At 69.1% G+C, this 456-nt stretch carries 1 protein-coding gene; it reads right to left on the reverse strand.

Annotated elements, in window-relative coordinates:
• Positions 1-342: MurR/RpiR family transcriptional regulator (locus ACU8YC_RS27300; protein ID WP_446896301.1), on the reverse strand; the 342-nt coding region annotated here is incomplete at its 3' end.
• Positions 343-456 lie beyond the last annotated feature (114 nt).

Consider the following 456-nt stretch of genomic DNA (forward strand, 5'->3'; position numbering starts at 1 on the left):
GTCCAGCACCGTCGCGGTGTCGTCGTCGCGGGTGAGGTCCTCGTGGATGAACTGAACGGGCTGGACGAGATCGCGCGCGATCGCGAGCTTGAGCTGCTGAAACCCGCGCGCGCCGATCTGCTGGCACAGCGCCACCACGCTGCCCTCACTTGCCGCGGACCGCTCAGCAACCTCAGTCACAGACATGTGCACGACGTTGCCCGCGTGATCGAGGATGAAGCCGGCGATCCGCGCCGCTGTCGGCGGCAATCCGGGCTGGACGGCGCGCAGACGGTCAAGAACGCCCGAGAGGGGTACAACACCTTCTACCGCACCCGCGTCCGCCCGTGCGCGCCGGCTCACGCCGACGCCCCCGCGGTCCAAACTGGCGCGAGATCCAGGATCTCCGGCCCGAGCGGATATTCGGGGCTGACCTGAACGAAAGGGATGCCGAGGTCGCGGGCCCCACGGCCATCC

This window comes from Citrobacter sp. VF227 (assembly GCF_052950715.1).